This window comes from Candidatus Proelusimicrobium volucris, from assembly GCF_959605025.1.
GTDB classification, from domain to species: Bacteria; Elusimicrobiota; Elusimicrobia; order Elusimicrobiales; family Elusimicrobiaceae; genus Proelusimicrobium; species Proelusimicrobium volucris.
Map to the genome: position 1 here is coordinate 15,246 of NZ_CAUHCY010000007.1, position 15,047 is coordinate 30,292.

The window sequence follows — 15,047 nt, forward strand, 5'->3', positions numbered from 1 at the left end:
GATATGGCAAAATTGGACGCGGATAAACTTTCACTTATAAGGAAAGTTATAAAAAAACAAGGTCTTGACGCTTTTATCATAAGCGATTACAGCGATATAAAATACATTATGGGCCCCGTGTTCCAACCAGGCGAGGCTGTAATGCTAATTCATTCCAAAGGGGTATATCTTACGGCTCGCAGTTTGTACGAAGCTCCTCTTAAAGCCGATTTTCCCGAAATACAGGTAGAAGGCTGCGATGTGGAACGCTCTTCCAAAACGGTTCAGGCTGTTAAGAAGTTAAAACTCAAGAAAGTCGGCTTCGATGGCTTAAAGGAAACATATCACGACGGCAAAATATATGAGAAAGAGGGCTTTAGCAATATAGAGAACTTTTTGGTTCCCGTAAGGGCCAGCAAGACGGAAGCGGAGCTTAGAAATATGAAGGCTTCGGCAAAGATAGCGTATAAGACTTATGAGCATATTCTTTCTTGGCTGGAACCCGGCGTTACGGAGCAGCAGACGGCTGAAGAGATAGATTCTTTTATGAAGAAAAACGGCGCCAGCGCGCCCTCTTTTGAAACGATAGTCGCCTTCGGTGCGAATAGCGGCAATCCTCATTACGTTACCGGCAAAACCAAGTTAAAAAAGAATATGGCGGTTTTGTTGGATTTCGGCTGCATATATAAAGATTATTGTTCGGATATAACAAGGACGTTTTGGTTCGGCGACAAACCCGGCAAGGAATTTGTGGAGATTTTAAATATAGTCAAATCTGCCCATGACGAAGTTGTGGAAAAGGCGCGCTGCGGTCAGAGCGGGGCTGAGATAGACGCCATCGCGCGCGGCTATATAGAGGCGGCTGGCTACGGCAAATATTTTACTCATCGCACGGGCCACGGCATAGGTATGCAGATCCACGAGGAAGCCTGCCTCAGCCAGGATAACACCGCCGTACCCATAATGGAAAATTATTGCTTCAGCGTAGAGCCGGGCATATATATAGCCGGCAAAATAGGCGTAAGATATGAAGATTGTTTTTATATGACCAAAAACGGGATTAAGCAAATAAAATGAAGCGAAGCGACGAAAAAATAAAGAATTTTCAATCGTATATGAAGCGCAAAGGCATAGACGCCTGCGCGGTTACGGATTTGGACGGAGTAAATTTTTTCGCCGATTTTTCTTTCGCTGGGCAAGGCGACGCCTATTTGCTTATAACCCGCAAGAAAGCCTATTGCTTTACAAAGCAAATGTACGCGGCGGACTTAAAGAAGAAGGCGCCCTATCTTGCCTTGGTGGACAGTTTGGATTGCGCGGATATAGTCAAGAAGGCGCGTTCGCTTAAAGCGGAAAATTGCGTATTTGACGCCGCGTCCACGGGTTATTTGGCGGGCAAGCTGTTTTATGAAAGCGGATTTAAAGAGGCAGCTGGCCTCATATCGGAAGTGAAGGAAGAAAAGACCGCCTCGGAAATAAGCCGAATAAAGAAAGCCTGCGCCATATCGGCCAAGGCATATGATATCTTCCGCAAGAAGCTAAAAGCCGGCATTAGCGAGATCGAAGCCGCAGCCCTTTTGGAAGGTATAATGTCAGATTTGGGCGGGCAGGGTTTGGCTTTTACTACGATAATGGCATTTGGCGCGAACAGCGCTAACCCTCACCACATAAATTCGTCCAGGAAATTAAAGGAGGGGGAAGTCGTTTTGTTGGATTACGGGTGCAAGTACGGCGGATACTGTTCGGACATAACCAGAACATTCTGGTTCGGGAAGAATCCCTCAGCCGAATTTAGCAAAACTTTTGATTTGGTAAAAGCGGCGCATGACGAAGCGCTAAAATACGTCAAAGCGGGCGCCGCGGCCAAAGAGGCGCACAACCGCGTATGCGAATTCTTCGACAAAAACGGCAAACTCGCCAAATATTTTATACACGGTTTGGGGCACAGCTTGGGCACGGCGATACATGAAACTCCGTACCTTAATCCCCGCAGTTTAAGCACGCTTAAGACGGGCAATATCGTAACGGTGGAGCCGGGCCTTTATTTCGAGGGCAAGTTCGGCATACGTTACGAAAATACGGTTCTTATAACGGATAAATCCGTTAAAATTTTAACTAAGTAATAAGGAGCATTTATGATAGGAACACCAGACTTTAAAGAGGGCTTGATATTTGAAAACGAAAACGGCGAGCTCGTGGAAATTATTGAATATCAGCACCACCGCAAATCTCAGGCCAGGGCCGTGGTTCGCGTAAAACTCAGAAATTTAAATACCGGCTCTGTTATCGAAACGGCTTACAGACCGGAAGACAAATTTAAAGAAGTGGACATAGAAAAACGCCCGCATAACTATTTGTATACCGAAGGCGATATGATCTATTTTATGGACGCCGAAACTTACGAACAAATCGCGATACCGGCCGAGAAAATGGGCCATCAGCGCCATTATCTTACGGACAATATGGCCGCTACCGGTTTGTTTATCAACGGCAAACTTTTTAATATGGAATTGCCGATAAAGATAGATATGAAAGTAGTTTCCACCGTTCCCGGCGTTAAAGGCGATACGGTATCTAATTTGACTAAACCGGCCACTTTGGAATCCGGCCTGGAAATAAAAGTGCCGCTTTTCATCAATGAAGGCGACAAAATCCGCATAGACACCCGCACCGACACCTATGTCGAGAGGGTAAACGAGTAAATGCCTTTTGCAAAGCGCATAGCCGCCTTGGCGGTATTTGCGAGTATGGCTTATGCGGCTTGCGCTTTGGAAATATCGGGTTTTAAGCCTTACGAAGACGGCGGTTTGGAAGCGGAATTTTGCGGCAAGTTTAAAGTGGAGAATATATCTCTAAAGTCTGATTCCGCGGGCGGCGGCGTGGAAATGCCGCTGGACTGGGGCGGATACGAAAACTTGCTTTTGACTTCCTCCGTTTTAGAAGGGAAAATAGAGAAATGCCTGCTCGGCGAATGCGCGCTTAAAGCGCAGAATTGCGAGCCTAAGGCAGAAATAATCTTCAGCAGGAAAGTTAGCGATAAATCGCTCTTGTTAAAGGTTAGCTTTGACGGGGAATTGACGGCGGTATTTTTCTTGGGCAGGTATAAGCGTTTGGGCAAGGTCTATTACAAACTGAGTTCCGCGTCGGATTTTGAATTTACGGATAACAAATATCGCAAAAGTTTTAGGGAATTTGTTATAAAGGAAGTAAAGAATCTTTTATGAGATGTTTAAATCTTAGCCGCGGCGGCGCGGTAATAGCCGATAAACTTGAGATGAAGGACAGTTTTTTCGGGCGGCTTATCGGGCTTTTGAGCAGAAGCGGCCTAAAGGACGGCGAGGGAATAATATTAAACCCTTGCACTCAGATACATACGTTTTTTATGCGTTTTAGCATAGATGCGGTTTTTTTAAGCAGGGATATGGAAGTTATATCGGTAATAGAGGATATGAAGCCTTGGCGGGTAAGCCCCATGTATTTCAAGGCGAAGTACACTTTGGAAGTGCGGGGCGGATATTTGAAAGGCGGGGTAAAAGCTGGCGACAAGCTTGTTTTAGAAGACTAAATTTCGGGAGAAGAGAAAATGAAAAGAGCTGTTTGCATATTGTTTTTGGCTTTTGCGGCGGCAATGCCGTTGAAGGCGTCGGAATACAAATTTGATAATTTCTCGGCGAATGTTACGGCCGAGAATTTGGAAGCGTTCACCAAAGATATGGGCGGGCTTTTGGGGTCCGGTACATACAGTACGGGGCGAATATTGGGTTGGGGCGGATTTTTGCTTTCGGCGCGCGCTGCCGTAATGCCGGAGCCAAGCGAGGAAAACACCGCCTTGGGCCCCGATCCGGAAGTAATGTATATGCCGTGGATACAGGGCGAAATCGGGCTTCCGTTCCGTTTGGATGGCTTCATCAGGGCGACATCTTGGGACGGCCTTACTTTGGCTGGCGGTGGTTTAAAATGGGGTATAACGCGCCCCGTGGATACTTTATATAGTTTCCAGACGATGATAACCGTAATGGCGCAGTCGGGGGTACATAAGGATTTTTCTCTTACGCATTATAACGCGAACATGGTAATATCGTTTAAAATGCCGGTAGTTACGCCTTATATAGGCGGCGGCGTGGATTATACCAAACTAACGGTTGAAGGGGCAGATAACGCCGCTTTAATCGGTATGAGGGAATATACCACTACGCCAAGGGCGAGCGCGGGTTTGAACTTCAAACTGCCTGCTTATATAGATTTAAGCGTGGCGGCCAACTACGCCAATTACGGTTTTGGCGGAGAGGCTTCCTTAGGCGTGCGATTTTAGTTAAATTTACTTTGTTTAAAAAGGCCCGCGGTTTTTAGCTGCGGGCCTTTTTTATGTGCGCTGATTTGTGTTATATAATCGTTATATGCTTTTATGCAGGCGTATAATTGGAATAAATAGTCAGCGTAGATAGCCTTGCGATGTTCCCGCCGTTGCATACTTTGCATGTGATGGCGTCTCTGTATATGGCCTCTTTCTTGTCTATTTCTATGCAATTTACCGTACACGCTCTAGCCCATCTGCAGGATAAAGCGTGGTATTTTTTTTGTTTTTACGTTAAACGCTACCGTCTGTGCAAAAAGAGAAGCGGCGGAAATAAAAACAATTAGACAATAATAAATAACTTTTGCCGTAAACGCAGTTTTTTTAAAATTATTTAAGCAAGTCCAGCTGGGAAGCAATCATATCCTCGTAGCTTTGGCGTTTCCTTACCACTTTATATTTTGCGCCGTCCACCAATACTTCCGCCGTAAGCGGCCTGAAGTTATAGGTGCTGCCCATACTGCTTCCGTAAGCGCCCGCACCCATTATCGCCACAAGTTCGCCGTGCTCAAGCTGAGGCAGTTCGCGGCTCTTGGCGAAGGTATCCCCGCTTTCGCAGATCGGGCCGACGACGTCATACTTCTTCATAACTCTGTTGTTCCAATCGCGTACGGGCAAAATCTCGTGCCAAGCGCTGTATAAAGCGGGGCGCATAAAATCGTTCATTCCGGCATCTATTATTAAAAAGTCCTTGCGGCCGCTTTTTTTGTTGTAGAGTACACTTGATACCAAAATACCCGCATTGGCCACTATTTTGCGGCCCGGCTCCATAATGATATGCTTCTTTAGCGGTGCAAGATATTTATCCACCAATTTGGCGAAGGCTTCAGTCCTTACCGGTTTGTCTTCTTTATATTTGTATACTACGCCCAATCCGCCGCCTATGTCGATATTTTCTATTACTATATCGTTCTTTTCCAGTTCTTTTACCATTTTGACGAGCTTTTTAAAAGTTTCCTCAAAAGGTTTCAAATCCAATATTTGCGAGCCTATATGCACCGCTATGCCTTTTATGCGAACCCCGCTCATATTGGAGGCTTTTTTGTAAAGCTCCAAAGCGTCGGGCCATAAAATGCCGAATTTATCGGTAACGCGCGCGGTGGTTATTTTGTCGTGGCTGTGAGCGTCTACTTCCGGGTTTATCCTTATGGCGATATTGGCGCGCGTGCAGAGCCTTATTGCCGTTTGGTTTACCGCTTCAAGCTCCTCTGCCGATTCTATATTGATTTGTTTTATCTCGTTTTGTATAGCGAGGCTGATGTCCTTTTCCGTCTTGCCCACGCCCGAGTAAACTATCTTGCTGCCCGGTATCCCGCATTTTAGGGCCAGGAAGAGTTCCCCGCCGCTTACTACGTCGGCGCCCGCGCCGCAGGCCGCCAAAGTCTTTATCACGGCTATATTGGAGTTGGCTTTTATGGCATAGCATATCGTCGCTTTGGGAAATACTTTTTTGAATTTGTCGAAGTTCTCTTTCAAAGCCCTTTTGCTGTAACAAAAAAACGGCGTGGGGACTTTCTTTGATATTTCCCTTATGCTTACGTCTTCCATATACAAAAATCTTTCTTCGTAATTGAATGCCATAACAAAACTCCTTTACATCTTAAAGTCTTCGCCCAGGTAGAACTTTCTTGCGTTGGCGTCGTTAAGCAGGGTATTCTGATCGCCTTCCACCAATATTTTGCCGTCGTAAATAAGGTAAGCTCTTTCCGTCAGGGGCAGGGTTTCCCTTACGTTATGGTCGGTAATCAAAACGCCGATGCCTTTGTCTTTCAGCTTGAAAATCATTTGCCGTAGTTCCGATACGGTAATAGGGTCTATGCCGACGAACGGCTCGTCCAAAAGAATAATTTTGGGATTGCTTATCATACAGCGGGCGATTTCCATTCTTCTTTTCTCTCCGCCGGAAAGCGTCCACGCTTTTTGTTTTGCCAGTCTTGTAAGGCCGAACTCTTCCAGCAGCTGGGCCACTTTCTCTTTACGTTTGTTTTTGTCGGGTTCTATTCGTTCCAAAATCGCCAGCAGATTGTTTTCCACGGTGAGGCCGCGGAAGATGGTCGGCTCCTGCGCCAAGTAGCCAAGCCCGTGGCGCGCCCTTTCGTACATTGGCAGGGGGGTAACGTCTTCCCCGTCGATAAATACTTTGCCGGAAGTCGGTTTGATAAACCCGACCAACATATAAAAACTTGTTGTTTTGCCCGCGCCGTTGGGGCCCAAAAGCCCCACTATTTCGCCCGAGCGGACGTATATGTCCACGCCTTTTACGACGCGTCTTTCCTTGTATACTTTTTCTATATTAGAAGATCTGAGCTCCATCTTTCTGTCCTTGCGTGTATTTTGATATATCCTCCGCGGGCACGAGCCAGCCCGTCACCCGCCCCGAGGCTTTAAATATCCCGTTTTTGTTGTCTGCGGTTATTTGATCGCCCTGCAAAGCGTAATCGCCGTCTTCGTTATAGCCGAAGAGTACGGGCCGCTTATCTGAAGCGGTAAAAACTTCGCTTTGAGTATCGTAAGCCATTTTTCCTGCGTAAAGAGTGTTGTTTATATCGTTTAATTCGCAGTCGCCTTCGGCTTCAAAGGAGGTAAATTTTTTGCCAAAATTGATTTTATCGGCATAAACATTGAATATATTATTCGGTGTGGAAAAACTCAGCTCCGCCTGTTTGCTCTTGGAGCCCTGCGCGTACCCGTAATCTTTCTTTGCGTTGAAAAACACTTTGTTCGCCTTAAGCGATATTTCCTCGCCGTCCTGCTTTCTGGATGCTTGCACGTTCCCGCTTATCGTGTAGGCGTTTAGCTTTCTTTGTGAAAGAGCCTTGTCGGCCGATATTTTGTAAATTTCATTTTCGTATTTTACATTGCCGATAAATTCTTCCTCGGCTTTGTCTTTCCTTATAATCCAGCTGTCGCTTTTGACCAGCCCGCCCAAAAGGGCGGATAGTTCCGCGTCGTCGCCGAGGTTCTGCGCAAAAACTAAAGCGGGTGCCAGCGTGAAAAACAGGGAAAGGACAGTGTATTTAAGTTTCATAACTCCACCTCGCCTTTATCGAAATCGCGCAGTTCTTTAGGCAGCTGTGTAACCTGCTTGTAGAGCTGTATTTCCGAAAAGTCGGCATTGGCCTGCAAGGCTTGACCCTTTACCGTTACGCCGCCCCGTTTTAGGGTTACGGGTTTGTCCGTCCAGACGTTTCTGCTTTTTGTGTCGTAATACATTTTTGAGGTTCTTATCGTCGCTCCCTCGCTTAAAGACACCCCGGTTACATTGCCGCTTAAAGTTATAAGATTTTTTTCAAATTCATAAGAACCTTTGTCGGCTTTGATAGAGGAATCCTCTTTGCCGTCGGTTTTGTTTATCAGCTTCGGATCGGTCATAACGACTTTCTGTTCCTCGTCGTAATAGTCGGCCGTTTTCGTGGTAAGAAGCCACTTGCTTTGCCCCATTTCCGATTCCGATATGATAACGTCTTCCGCTCTTTGCGTTGGGCCCTCGTTGGAGTTATCCTTCCCTTTTTGCCCGCAGCCTGCCACAGCCGCCGCCAAAAGCGAACTTAGGAATATTATTTTAAGATTTCTTCTCAGTTCCATCTTATTTCTTGTCTATCAGAGCTATAAACTCTATCAGATTATCCTTGTCCAAAAATCCTATTACCTTGCCCTTTTCGTCCGTTACGGGGGCATTGTCTATCTTCTTGTCGTTGATTATTTTTGCCGCTTCCACCGCGGGTGTTCCCGGCTTGAAGGCGAAGGGGGAAACGGTCATCACGTCGGTTATTTTGAGTTTTAAGATATCCTGTTTCTTTTGTAAAGCGCGTCTTAAATCGCCGTCGGTAAAATAGCCTTTAAGCCTGCCGTTCTTATCCACTACGCTGGCCGCGCCGGATTTATTTTTTGTCATCACCAAAAGCGTATCCTGAACGCTGGCCGTTAAAGGAACAATAGGGTTTTTATCGGTAAACATAATGTCTTTTACAGTATAAGTCAGCAATTTGCCCAAAGAGCCGCCGGGGTGAAACATAGCAAAGTCTTTCTTCTCGAAGTGTTTTATCTTCATTAAGGCTATCGCCAAAGCGTCGCCGCAGGCAAGCATAGCCGTAGTAGAGGCCGTCGGCGCTAAATTATATGGGCAGGCTTCCCGCTCCACCACCACGTGTATATGCAAGTCCGACATCATGGCCAGATTGGATTTGGGGTTGCCAGTCATCGAGATTATTTTTACTTTCTCTTTTTTCAGCGGCAATAAAATTTTGCTGATTTCTTCCGTCTGTCCGGAAAACGATAAGGCCAATACCAAGTCTTCCTTGGTTATCATACCCAAATCGCCGTGCAGGGCTTCCGTAGGGTGTACGAAAAACGACGGCGTTCCCGTAGAGGCCAAAGTAGCCGCGATTTTGCGGCCTATATGCCCGCTCTTGCCTATACCTATAAGCACCAAACGGCCCTTGCAGGCCGCTATCGTTCTTACCGCCTTGACGAAGTTCCCGTCAAAAGCCGCTCCCGTTGTTTTAAGGGCGTGCTCCTCTATTTCAAAAACTTTCTTCGCGATTGATATTATATCTTTATCGGTATATTTTTTTATTTCAGCCATGGCGTAATCTCCGCAGGTATCTGCCTTTTGTGATACGGCCTATCTAAAGTATTGGCGAAGTATACAGCTGCCGTAAAGGACACCGCCGTCAGGCAATATATGACGCACAATATTTTCAAAGTTTTTATCAGTACGGCTTTAAATTTTACTTCTTCAGACATTTCTTTACCGCTTTGTCTATGATCTTAGTTTCGTTTATCATAATGAGCGTTTCTTTCATATCCAGCGAGTTGGCGCTGTCGGAAAGAGCCTTGGGCGGATTGGGGTGCGCCTCAAAGAATATTCCCGCTATTCCCACCGCCGCCGCGCTCCTTGCCAAAGCGAAAGCCACGCTCTTATCCCCGCCCGTTCCGCAGGCCAGCGCTCCCGGCTTTTGCAAAGAATGCGTCAAATCGAAAATGACGGGGTATCCGCTTCGCTTCATAATCTCCAGCGAGCGCATATCGACAATCAAATCCCCGTATCCAAAGCTGGCCCCGCGCTCGGTGAGCATAATCTTTTTGTTGCCAGTGCTTTCTATCTTCTTTATAATATTGCCTATGCTTGAGGGGGGAAGGAACTGCCCTTTCTTTACGTTTACCGCTTTGCCCGTATTACCGGCAGCCAGCAATAAATCCGTTTGGCGGCACAAGAAGGCCGGTATTTGCAGTATATCAGCCACTTTTGCCGCTTTTTCCGCCTGCCAAGGCTCGTGTATATCTGTTAAAACGGGCACTTTAAGCAATGCTTTGGCTTTGGCCAAAATGCGCAGGCCTTCGTCTATACCGGGGCCTCGGTAGGCGTCTATTGACGTCCTGTTGGCTTTGTCGAAAGACGCTTTTAATATAAACTTTACGCCCGCTTTGTCGGCGGTCGCTTTTATCTTTTTTGCGGCTTCGATATAGGCTTTTTCGCCCTCGATTACGCACGGCCCGCCTATATAGACCAGCGGGCCCTCGTTGGAAATTTTTATGGGACCTATGGATATATTCATACTAATTAACATATTAGCATATTTTTTATGCCGTTTTACGAGGGAACCGCCCAAGCGGAGGCAAGCCGTGAGTTTTAAAATTTCTTCCTGCGGAAAAAGAAGTTCTGTTTATGTTTTGCAAAGTACTTGTTTAACAGGTACGATGCCAATAATACCGACATAAAATCCGCCGCAGGCGGCGCGTAAAATACACCGTCCAGCCCGAAAAACAGCGGCAGTATCATAACCATCGGCAATAACAGCAGGACTTGCCTGGATAAACTCAATATACCAGCCTTGAGAGGTTTGTTTATCGCTTGGAAGAAGCTGGTCGCCAAAATAGGGATTGCCGTCAAAGGCAGCATTAGGTGAAATATTCTCAGCGCTTTGGCCGAAAGGGATATCAGGTTCTGGTCGGTACTGTTGAACATTGATACTATCTGCCTTGCGAAAATCTGTATTATTATAAAACCGGTTACGCTTAAAACGGTACCCCATCTTATAGCCATCTTTAAAGTTTGTATTGAAGTAGCGTATTTCTTGGCACCGTAATTGTAGCCTATCAACGGCTGGGCACCTTGGCTGATGCCTATCATGGGCATAATTACTATTGTGTTTACCGCTATTACTATGCCCATAGCCGATACCGCTATATTTCCGCCGTATTTGATAAGCGCGTGGTTTAGTATTATGTTAAGCGTGCCGCTGGCTATTTGGAAAATAAATTGCGCTAAACCTACTATGACGCTGTCTTTGAAAATATCAAAGCGCGCGTTAAGATGTTTCCAGGATATTTTATACGTTGCGCGTTTACCCGTGAAGAAGGCCATTATCCATATAAACGATACTATCTGCCCTATTACCACAGCCCATGCCGCACCTTTCATTCCCCAGCCGAATTTGAAAATGAACAAAGGCGCGAAAATTATGTTTATACACGCGCCGATAATCTGTGTGGCCATTGCCGTTTTCGGGTGGCCGCTGGATCTTATAAAATTGTTTAATCCCAAAGCTATTATAAAAAAGAAATATCCGAACAATATTGGACGGGCATATGCCAAAGCGTAGGGCATAATTTCCGGAGTGGCGCCCATAAAGGCGAGTATTTCGTCTAAGAAAAGGTAGGATACAGTTATTTCAATTGCGGCTATTATGGCTAAATATACAAAGGCGTTACATAAGATAAGCTGTGCGTCTTCGTCGCGTTTTTCGCCCAAACGTATGGAAAACAGAGCATTGCTTCCCACACCGATAAGCATACTGAACGCTATGAAGATCAGCCCCATCGGGAATAATATACTTATGCCCGCTATACCCAGCGAGCCGACCTCGTTGCCTATAAATATCCTGGACGCGATATTGTACAAAGCGTTCACGAACATTCCCGCTACCGCGGGTGCGGAAAATTTTACAAGCAACTGGCCAAGTTTCCGCGCTTTAAAAGGATTTTTATAAACAGTTTCCATTTATATATATTTTATCAAATTGCGAAGATAAAGTTTTTGCTGCTATCCTCTTATCGCGCGGAAGGGGGAAAATAAAAACCTCGGCTTCAAAGCCGAGGTTTTTATGCAATTAAAGTTTTGAATATTAGAAATAGGTCATATTAAAAAAGCTTTCTACTTTTTTGGTTTCCATTTCTTTTGCCATAGCCTCGTCCAGAACAGTAACTGGCACGCGCCCTATCGAGAGCAATTTACCGTGATAGTCGGCAAGAGAAAGCTCCTTGCCGATTTTCTTGGAGTATTTGCTCTTTAAAGAGTCAAATTCCTGCGCGCCTATTACATAGGCTACGGCGTCCAAAGGATTAAGCGCCAAATAATCTATATTGGCTTCCGCGTCTTCCTTTTTAAAGCCGTTTTCCACCAAGTAATCTACGGTTTGGGTATAATTGGCGGCCATGGTCTGCATATTGTATTCCGCAACCGCAAGCAGGGCTTTGGTGTAATTGAACCAGGCCAAATTCATCTTATCTTCCTGAGAAGAAAAATAATCCGTAGTGCCGGCAAGATTGAGGGCGTATTTCACCCAACCGTTGATGAAGAACGGGTCGTTGGAAAGTTTTCTTAGTACGCGGCCCTCTTCCGTAGAGATGGAATACATAAGGTTCTTGCCCGGGGTGATATATTCCAGTACGTCCATCTTAATTCTGCCATAGTTAAAGCGGGAGGCCAACAAATCCTTGTCCTCGGCTTTAGGCATGGTTATAAGAATGTCGCCCATCTGCTTGTTGAGCAGCGGGAACGGCGGCAGATAAGAAATAGGCGTAAGTTTGTTTGCCAAGTACTTAGGCGCGGGAGCTATTACCACTTGCAAAGCGCCTGCCGGGAACATCTTTTTATCCGCGAAGAATACCGTCGCTTTCTTAAATGTGTCGGCATAAGAATCAAGCAATTTCTTCGTTCCCGGATTGGAGGTATAAGTGGAAATAGCTTTATAATAATCCTGCGGGAAGATGGTTATCAAGCCTTTTTTGTCTGTTCTGTCCGCTTTTTCCTCTTCGGTCAAAGTGGGTTCGACGACGGGTGTAATGGCTCTGATAAGTTCCTTTTTGCTGGTTTCCAGTTCTTTGTCCAGCGCTTTCTTTAACTTGGAAAAAGCCATTTCCTGCTGATATACGTCGTTAAAGAGTTTTTCGTAATTTTCTTCGCCGAGCCTGAAGTCAACATATTCTTTTTTGAGCATTATCTCTTTTAGGAAGTCGGCGTAATTCTTAAGAGCCGTTTGCGCCGCGGCACAGGCTTTTTTTGCCTGGTCTTTGTTGTACTCGTCGGAGCTGATTTTCATCAGCATAAAGTTAACATTATTAAAAGAAGAATATGCAAGCTGCGCTTTTTCTATGGCGAGCCTCAAGAATAAATCAGGCGGATTGTCTATATTAAGTTTGCCTTGCTCCAATATTTGCGGCAGGGTTTGAACTCTTTTTAAAGCGTCGCGCTGCCTATCGGCCGCGGAAGCGTAATTTTTAAGCAATATATCGTAAATTGCGTCCACGGCCTGGAGGTACCAAAGCGGATTTTTTGAAAGTTCGCTTTCATTATCTATGGCGAAGAGTTTTTCTCCGATAAGTTCCTTGAGAATATAATAATCTACCTTTGTATAAGGCGAAAGCGTTTTCGGATTTATTTTATCCAAGGCGTCCTGCAAGGAAAGCAGGGTTTGCTTCCTGGCCACTTGGGCTTGGACATCCCTTTCCTGTAAATCGGAATGATAGCCCAAAGTTCCCGCGCGAGTAGCTTCTTCCTGATACATTGAACTTAAAATGGCGACATATTTATCGCCCAACTCCAACACTTTGTGGTCCATCATCAAAATGTCGGTGTCGGTATCCCCTGAGTAGCTTTTCGCCTGCGCTTGCGACGTTAAAACCCCTGCGCCGAGCAGAAAAGCGACTGCCGTCAATATTAGTTTTTTCATTTAATAATCTTCTCCTTTATATAGAGTCAAAAATAAAAGTCATCAATAAAGATACTGCTATTGTATCACTTTTTTGGTATAATTTGTATATAGATTACCGAAACGGTTTTTTCAACCGTAAGAGATTGACAAAATATTTGCAGGCTTTAAAAATATTTGTTATAATTTCTTCATAAGGGAAGGGCCATTAGCTCAGTTGGTAGAGCAGACGCCTCTTAAGCGTAAGGTCACAAGTTCGAGCCTTGTATGGCCCACTTCATTTTTAAATCAGTTAATACCATGGACGGATGGCGGAATTGGCAGACGCGTACGGCTTAGGACCGTATGGATTTTCCGTGAGGGTTCAAGTCCCTCTCCGTCCATAGTTTTTTTATATAGGAGAAATTATGTCCAGTTTTGCTGTAGCGCAGGATAATGAAGTCAATACGAAAGAAATTTCAAAAAAAGGTTGTACTGTAAATTTGGAAGTTACGGCGCAAGCCAGTTTGGTAAACAAATGTTTTCACAATGCTTTGCTGCAAGTCCAGGCAAAAGCCCAGATGCAGGGTTTCAGGGCCGGCAAAGTGCCTTTGGATATAGTAAAGAAAAATTTTACCGCCCACATTATGGAACGCGCGGCCGATTTGGTTATCAGAAACGCTTCGGCCAAGGCTTTGGAGCAGAGCGCTCTTAAGGCTGTAATGGCGCCGGCGGTAACAAAGGCGGATTTCACTTCTTTGGCGGAGAATAAACCTTTTTCCTTTGAGATGAGCGTCGACGTCGCGCCCGAATTCAAAGTAAAGGGCTATAAAGGTATAGAGATAACCAAAAAATCCGAAACCGTCAGCGAAGAAGACGTTAACAAACATTTGGACGAAGTATTGGAACATAACTCCAGCTTGGAAACCGAAGGCGAAGGCGCGGCTGTAAGCGACAGCAGCTATGTCGTGGTAAAATACAGCGGCAGCAAAGACGGCAAAGCCGAGGCTAAGTATTCCAGCGACGGTGAGCTTGTTGATATGTCCGCCCCGCAGACGGTAGCCGGCCTTGCCGACGCCATTAAAGGCGCCAAGAAAGGCGAGAGCAGAACTTTTGACGCGAAAGTGGACGACGGCACCATCAATTTTACCGTACAGGTAGAAGAGATAAAAAAGAAAATAAAACCCGAACTTAACGACGCTTTCGCGAAAGATATGGGTTTTGACAATGTTGAAAAGCTTAAAGAGACGGTAAAAACCTCCATGGAGCGCGAAGCCAAAAGCGCGAGCGAACGCGACGTGGTAAAACAAATAGAAGATGCTTTGGTAAAAGAGAACGATTTTGATTTGCCCTCCGGTTTGGTGGAATATTATACGCAGATATCCGTGGGAAATTTCATCAACAGAATGTTCGGCGGTAAGACGCCCGATCTTACGGAAGACAACAGGAAGGCCTTTGCCGAGAGAATGCGCCCCGGCGTGGAAAGGGATTTAAGGATAGGCTATATCGTACACGCCATCGCGGAAGCGGAAAAACTTGAGGCTACGGAAGAGGATTGGAAGGCCGAACTTGATAAGGCCTTGGCTTCTCAGCCCAAAGAGGAAAGCGGCATAAAGAAGTTCTTTAACGATCGCAAGGACGAAGTAATGGCGACGATAAATGAACGCAAAGTGTTCGATTTCCTTAAGAGCAACGCCAAGATAAAATAAATATTGGTGAAATTTGATAAAGCGGGGCGGTTTATCAGCCCCGCTTTTTTGTTTGACGGCCTGATTTACGGGGAATATTTTATAATGTTTTAA

The 15,047-nt window shown here is 45.5% G+C and carries 16 protein-coding genes and 2 tRNA genes; 9 read left to right on the forward strand and 9 right to left on the reverse strand.

Annotation, left to right across the window (positions count from 1 at the left end):
• Positions 1–3 precede the first annotated feature (3 nt).
• Genes ACQY3M_RS06535 through ACQY3M_RS06560 form a run of 6 tightly spaced genes read left to right on the forward strand, consistent with a single transcriptional unit; the run spans position 4 to position 4,291 of the window.
• Positions 4–1,056: a M24 family metallopeptidase gene (locus ACQY3M_RS06535; RefSeq protein ID WP_428066921.1), complete on the forward strand. Its 1,053-nt coding sequence runs from the start codon at positions 4–6 to the stop codon at positions 1,054–1,056.
• On the forward strand, positions 1,053–2,102 hold the full coding sequence (locus tag ACQY3M_RS06540; RefSeq protein ID WP_428066922.1) for a M24 family metallopeptidase: 1,050 nt from the start codon (positions 1,053–1,055) through the stop codon (positions 2,100–2,102). Before ACQY3M_RS06535 ends, ACQY3M_RS06540 begins: the two co-directional genes overlap by 4 nt.
• A gap of 12 nt (positions 2,103–2,114) precedes the next feature.
• A complete protein-coding gene (gene efp / locus ACQY3M_RS06545) occupies positions 2,115–2,681 on the forward strand; it encodes an elongation factor P (protein WP_428066924.1) in 567 nt (188 codons plus the stop codon).
• A complete protein-coding gene (locus ACQY3M_RS06550) occupies positions 2,682–3,203 on the forward strand; it encodes a hypothetical protein (RefSeq protein WP_428066925.1) in 522 nt (173 codons plus the stop codon). It abuts the gene before it with no gap.
• A complete protein-coding gene (locus ACQY3M_RS06555; protein ID WP_428066927.1) occupies positions 3,200–3,544 on the forward strand; it encodes a DUF192 domain-containing protein in 345 nt (114 codons plus the stop codon). Before ACQY3M_RS06550 ends, ACQY3M_RS06555 begins: the two co-directional genes overlap by 4 nt.
• An 18-nt stretch (positions 3,545–3,562) precedes the next feature.
• On the forward strand, positions 3,563–4,291 hold the full coding sequence (locus ACQY3M_RS06560) for a hypothetical protein (protein WP_428066929.1): 729 nt from the start codon (positions 3,563–3,565) through the stop codon (positions 4,289–4,291).
• Positions 4,292–4,663: 372 nt separating this feature from the next.
• Here the strand turns inward: ACQY3M_RS06560 and lysA are convergent, their stop codons facing one another.
• From lysA to ACQY3M_RS06605, 9 genes are all read right to left on the reverse strand, one after another.
• On the reverse strand, positions 4,664–5,914 hold the full coding sequence (gene lysA, locus ACQY3M_RS06565) for a diaminopimelate decarboxylase (RefSeq protein ID WP_428066931.1): 1,251 nt from the start codon (positions 5,912–5,914) through the stop codon (positions 4,664–4,666).
• A 12-nt stretch (positions 5,915–5,926) separates the two neighbouring features.
• Positions 5,927–6,646 carry an LPS export ABC transporter ATP-binding protein gene (gene lptB, locus ACQY3M_RS06570; protein WP_428066933.1) on the reverse strand — a complete coding sequence of 240 codons (720 nt, stop codon included), beginning with the start codon at positions 6,644–6,646 and terminating at the stop codon, positions 5,927–5,929.
• Positions 6,627–7,361 carry a hypothetical protein gene (locus tag ACQY3M_RS06575; RefSeq protein WP_428066934.1) on the reverse strand — a complete coding sequence of 245 codons (735 nt, stop codon included), beginning with the start codon at positions 7,359–7,361 and terminating at the stop codon, positions 6,627–6,629. The genes lptB and ACQY3M_RS06575 overlap by 20 nt, the downstream gene beginning before the upstream one ends.
• The gene (lptC, locus tag ACQY3M_RS06580) at positions 7,358–7,918 is read right to left on the reverse strand and encodes an LPS export ABC transporter periplasmic protein LptC (protein ID WP_428066936.1); all 561 of its coding nucleotides are present in this window, start codon (positions 7,916–7,918) and stop codon (positions 7,358–7,360) included. Before lptC ends, ACQY3M_RS06575 begins: the two co-directional genes overlap by 4 nt.
• A gap of 1 nt (position 7,919) precedes the next feature.
• Entirely contained in the window at positions 7,920–8,918 is a 999-nt protein-coding gene (locus tag ACQY3M_RS06585) for a KpsF/GutQ family sugar-phosphate isomerase (RefSeq protein ID WP_428066937.1), read from the reverse strand.
• Positions 8,906–9,079: a hypothetical protein gene (locus tag ACQY3M_RS06590; RefSeq protein ID WP_428066939.1), complete on the reverse strand. Its 174-nt coding sequence runs from the start codon at positions 9,077–9,079 to the stop codon at positions 8,906–8,908. Before ACQY3M_RS06590 ends, ACQY3M_RS06585 begins: the two co-directional genes overlap by 13 nt.
• Complete coding sequence (gene kdsA / locus ACQY3M_RS06595; protein WP_428066941.1) at positions 9,064–9,891, reverse strand: 3-deoxy-8-phosphooctulonate synthase; 828 nt, start codon at positions 9,889–9,891, stop codon at positions 9,064–9,066. Before kdsA ends, ACQY3M_RS06590 begins: the two co-directional genes overlap by 16 nt.
• 74 nt (positions 9,892–9,965) lie before the next feature.
• The gene (locus ACQY3M_RS06600; RefSeq protein ID WP_428066943.1) at positions 9,966–11,336 is read right to left on the reverse strand and encodes an MATE family efflux transporter; all 1,371 of its coding nucleotides are present in this window, start codon (positions 11,334–11,336) and stop codon (positions 9,966–9,968) included.
• Positions 11,337–11,460: 124 nt separating this feature from the next.
• Positions 11,461–13,287 (reverse strand): DUF885 family protein, encoded by a 1,827-nt coding sequence (locus ACQY3M_RS06605; protein WP_428066945.1) that lies wholly within the window; start codon positions 13,285–13,287, stop codon positions 11,461–11,463.
• Positions 13,288–13,468: 181 nt separating this feature from the next.
• Here ACQY3M_RS06605 and ACQY3M_RS06610 point away from each other — a divergent pair.
• The 3 genes from ACQY3M_RS06610 (at position 13,469) to tig (ending at position 14,954) form a co-directional block, all read left to right on the forward strand.
• Positions 13,469–13,541: transfer RNA gene (locus ACQY3M_RS06610), tRNA-Lys, on the forward strand.
• 27 nt (positions 13,542–13,568) lie between these two features.
• Positions 13,569–13,649: transfer RNA gene (locus ACQY3M_RS06615), tRNA-Leu, on the forward strand.
• 24 nt (positions 13,650–13,673) lie between these two features.
• The gene (tig, locus tag ACQY3M_RS06620; protein WP_428066946.1) at positions 13,674–14,954 is read left to right on the forward strand and encodes a trigger factor; all 1,281 of its coding nucleotides are present in this window, start codon (positions 13,674–13,676) and stop codon (positions 14,952–14,954) included.
• Positions 14,955–15,047: the final 93 nt, after the last annotated feature.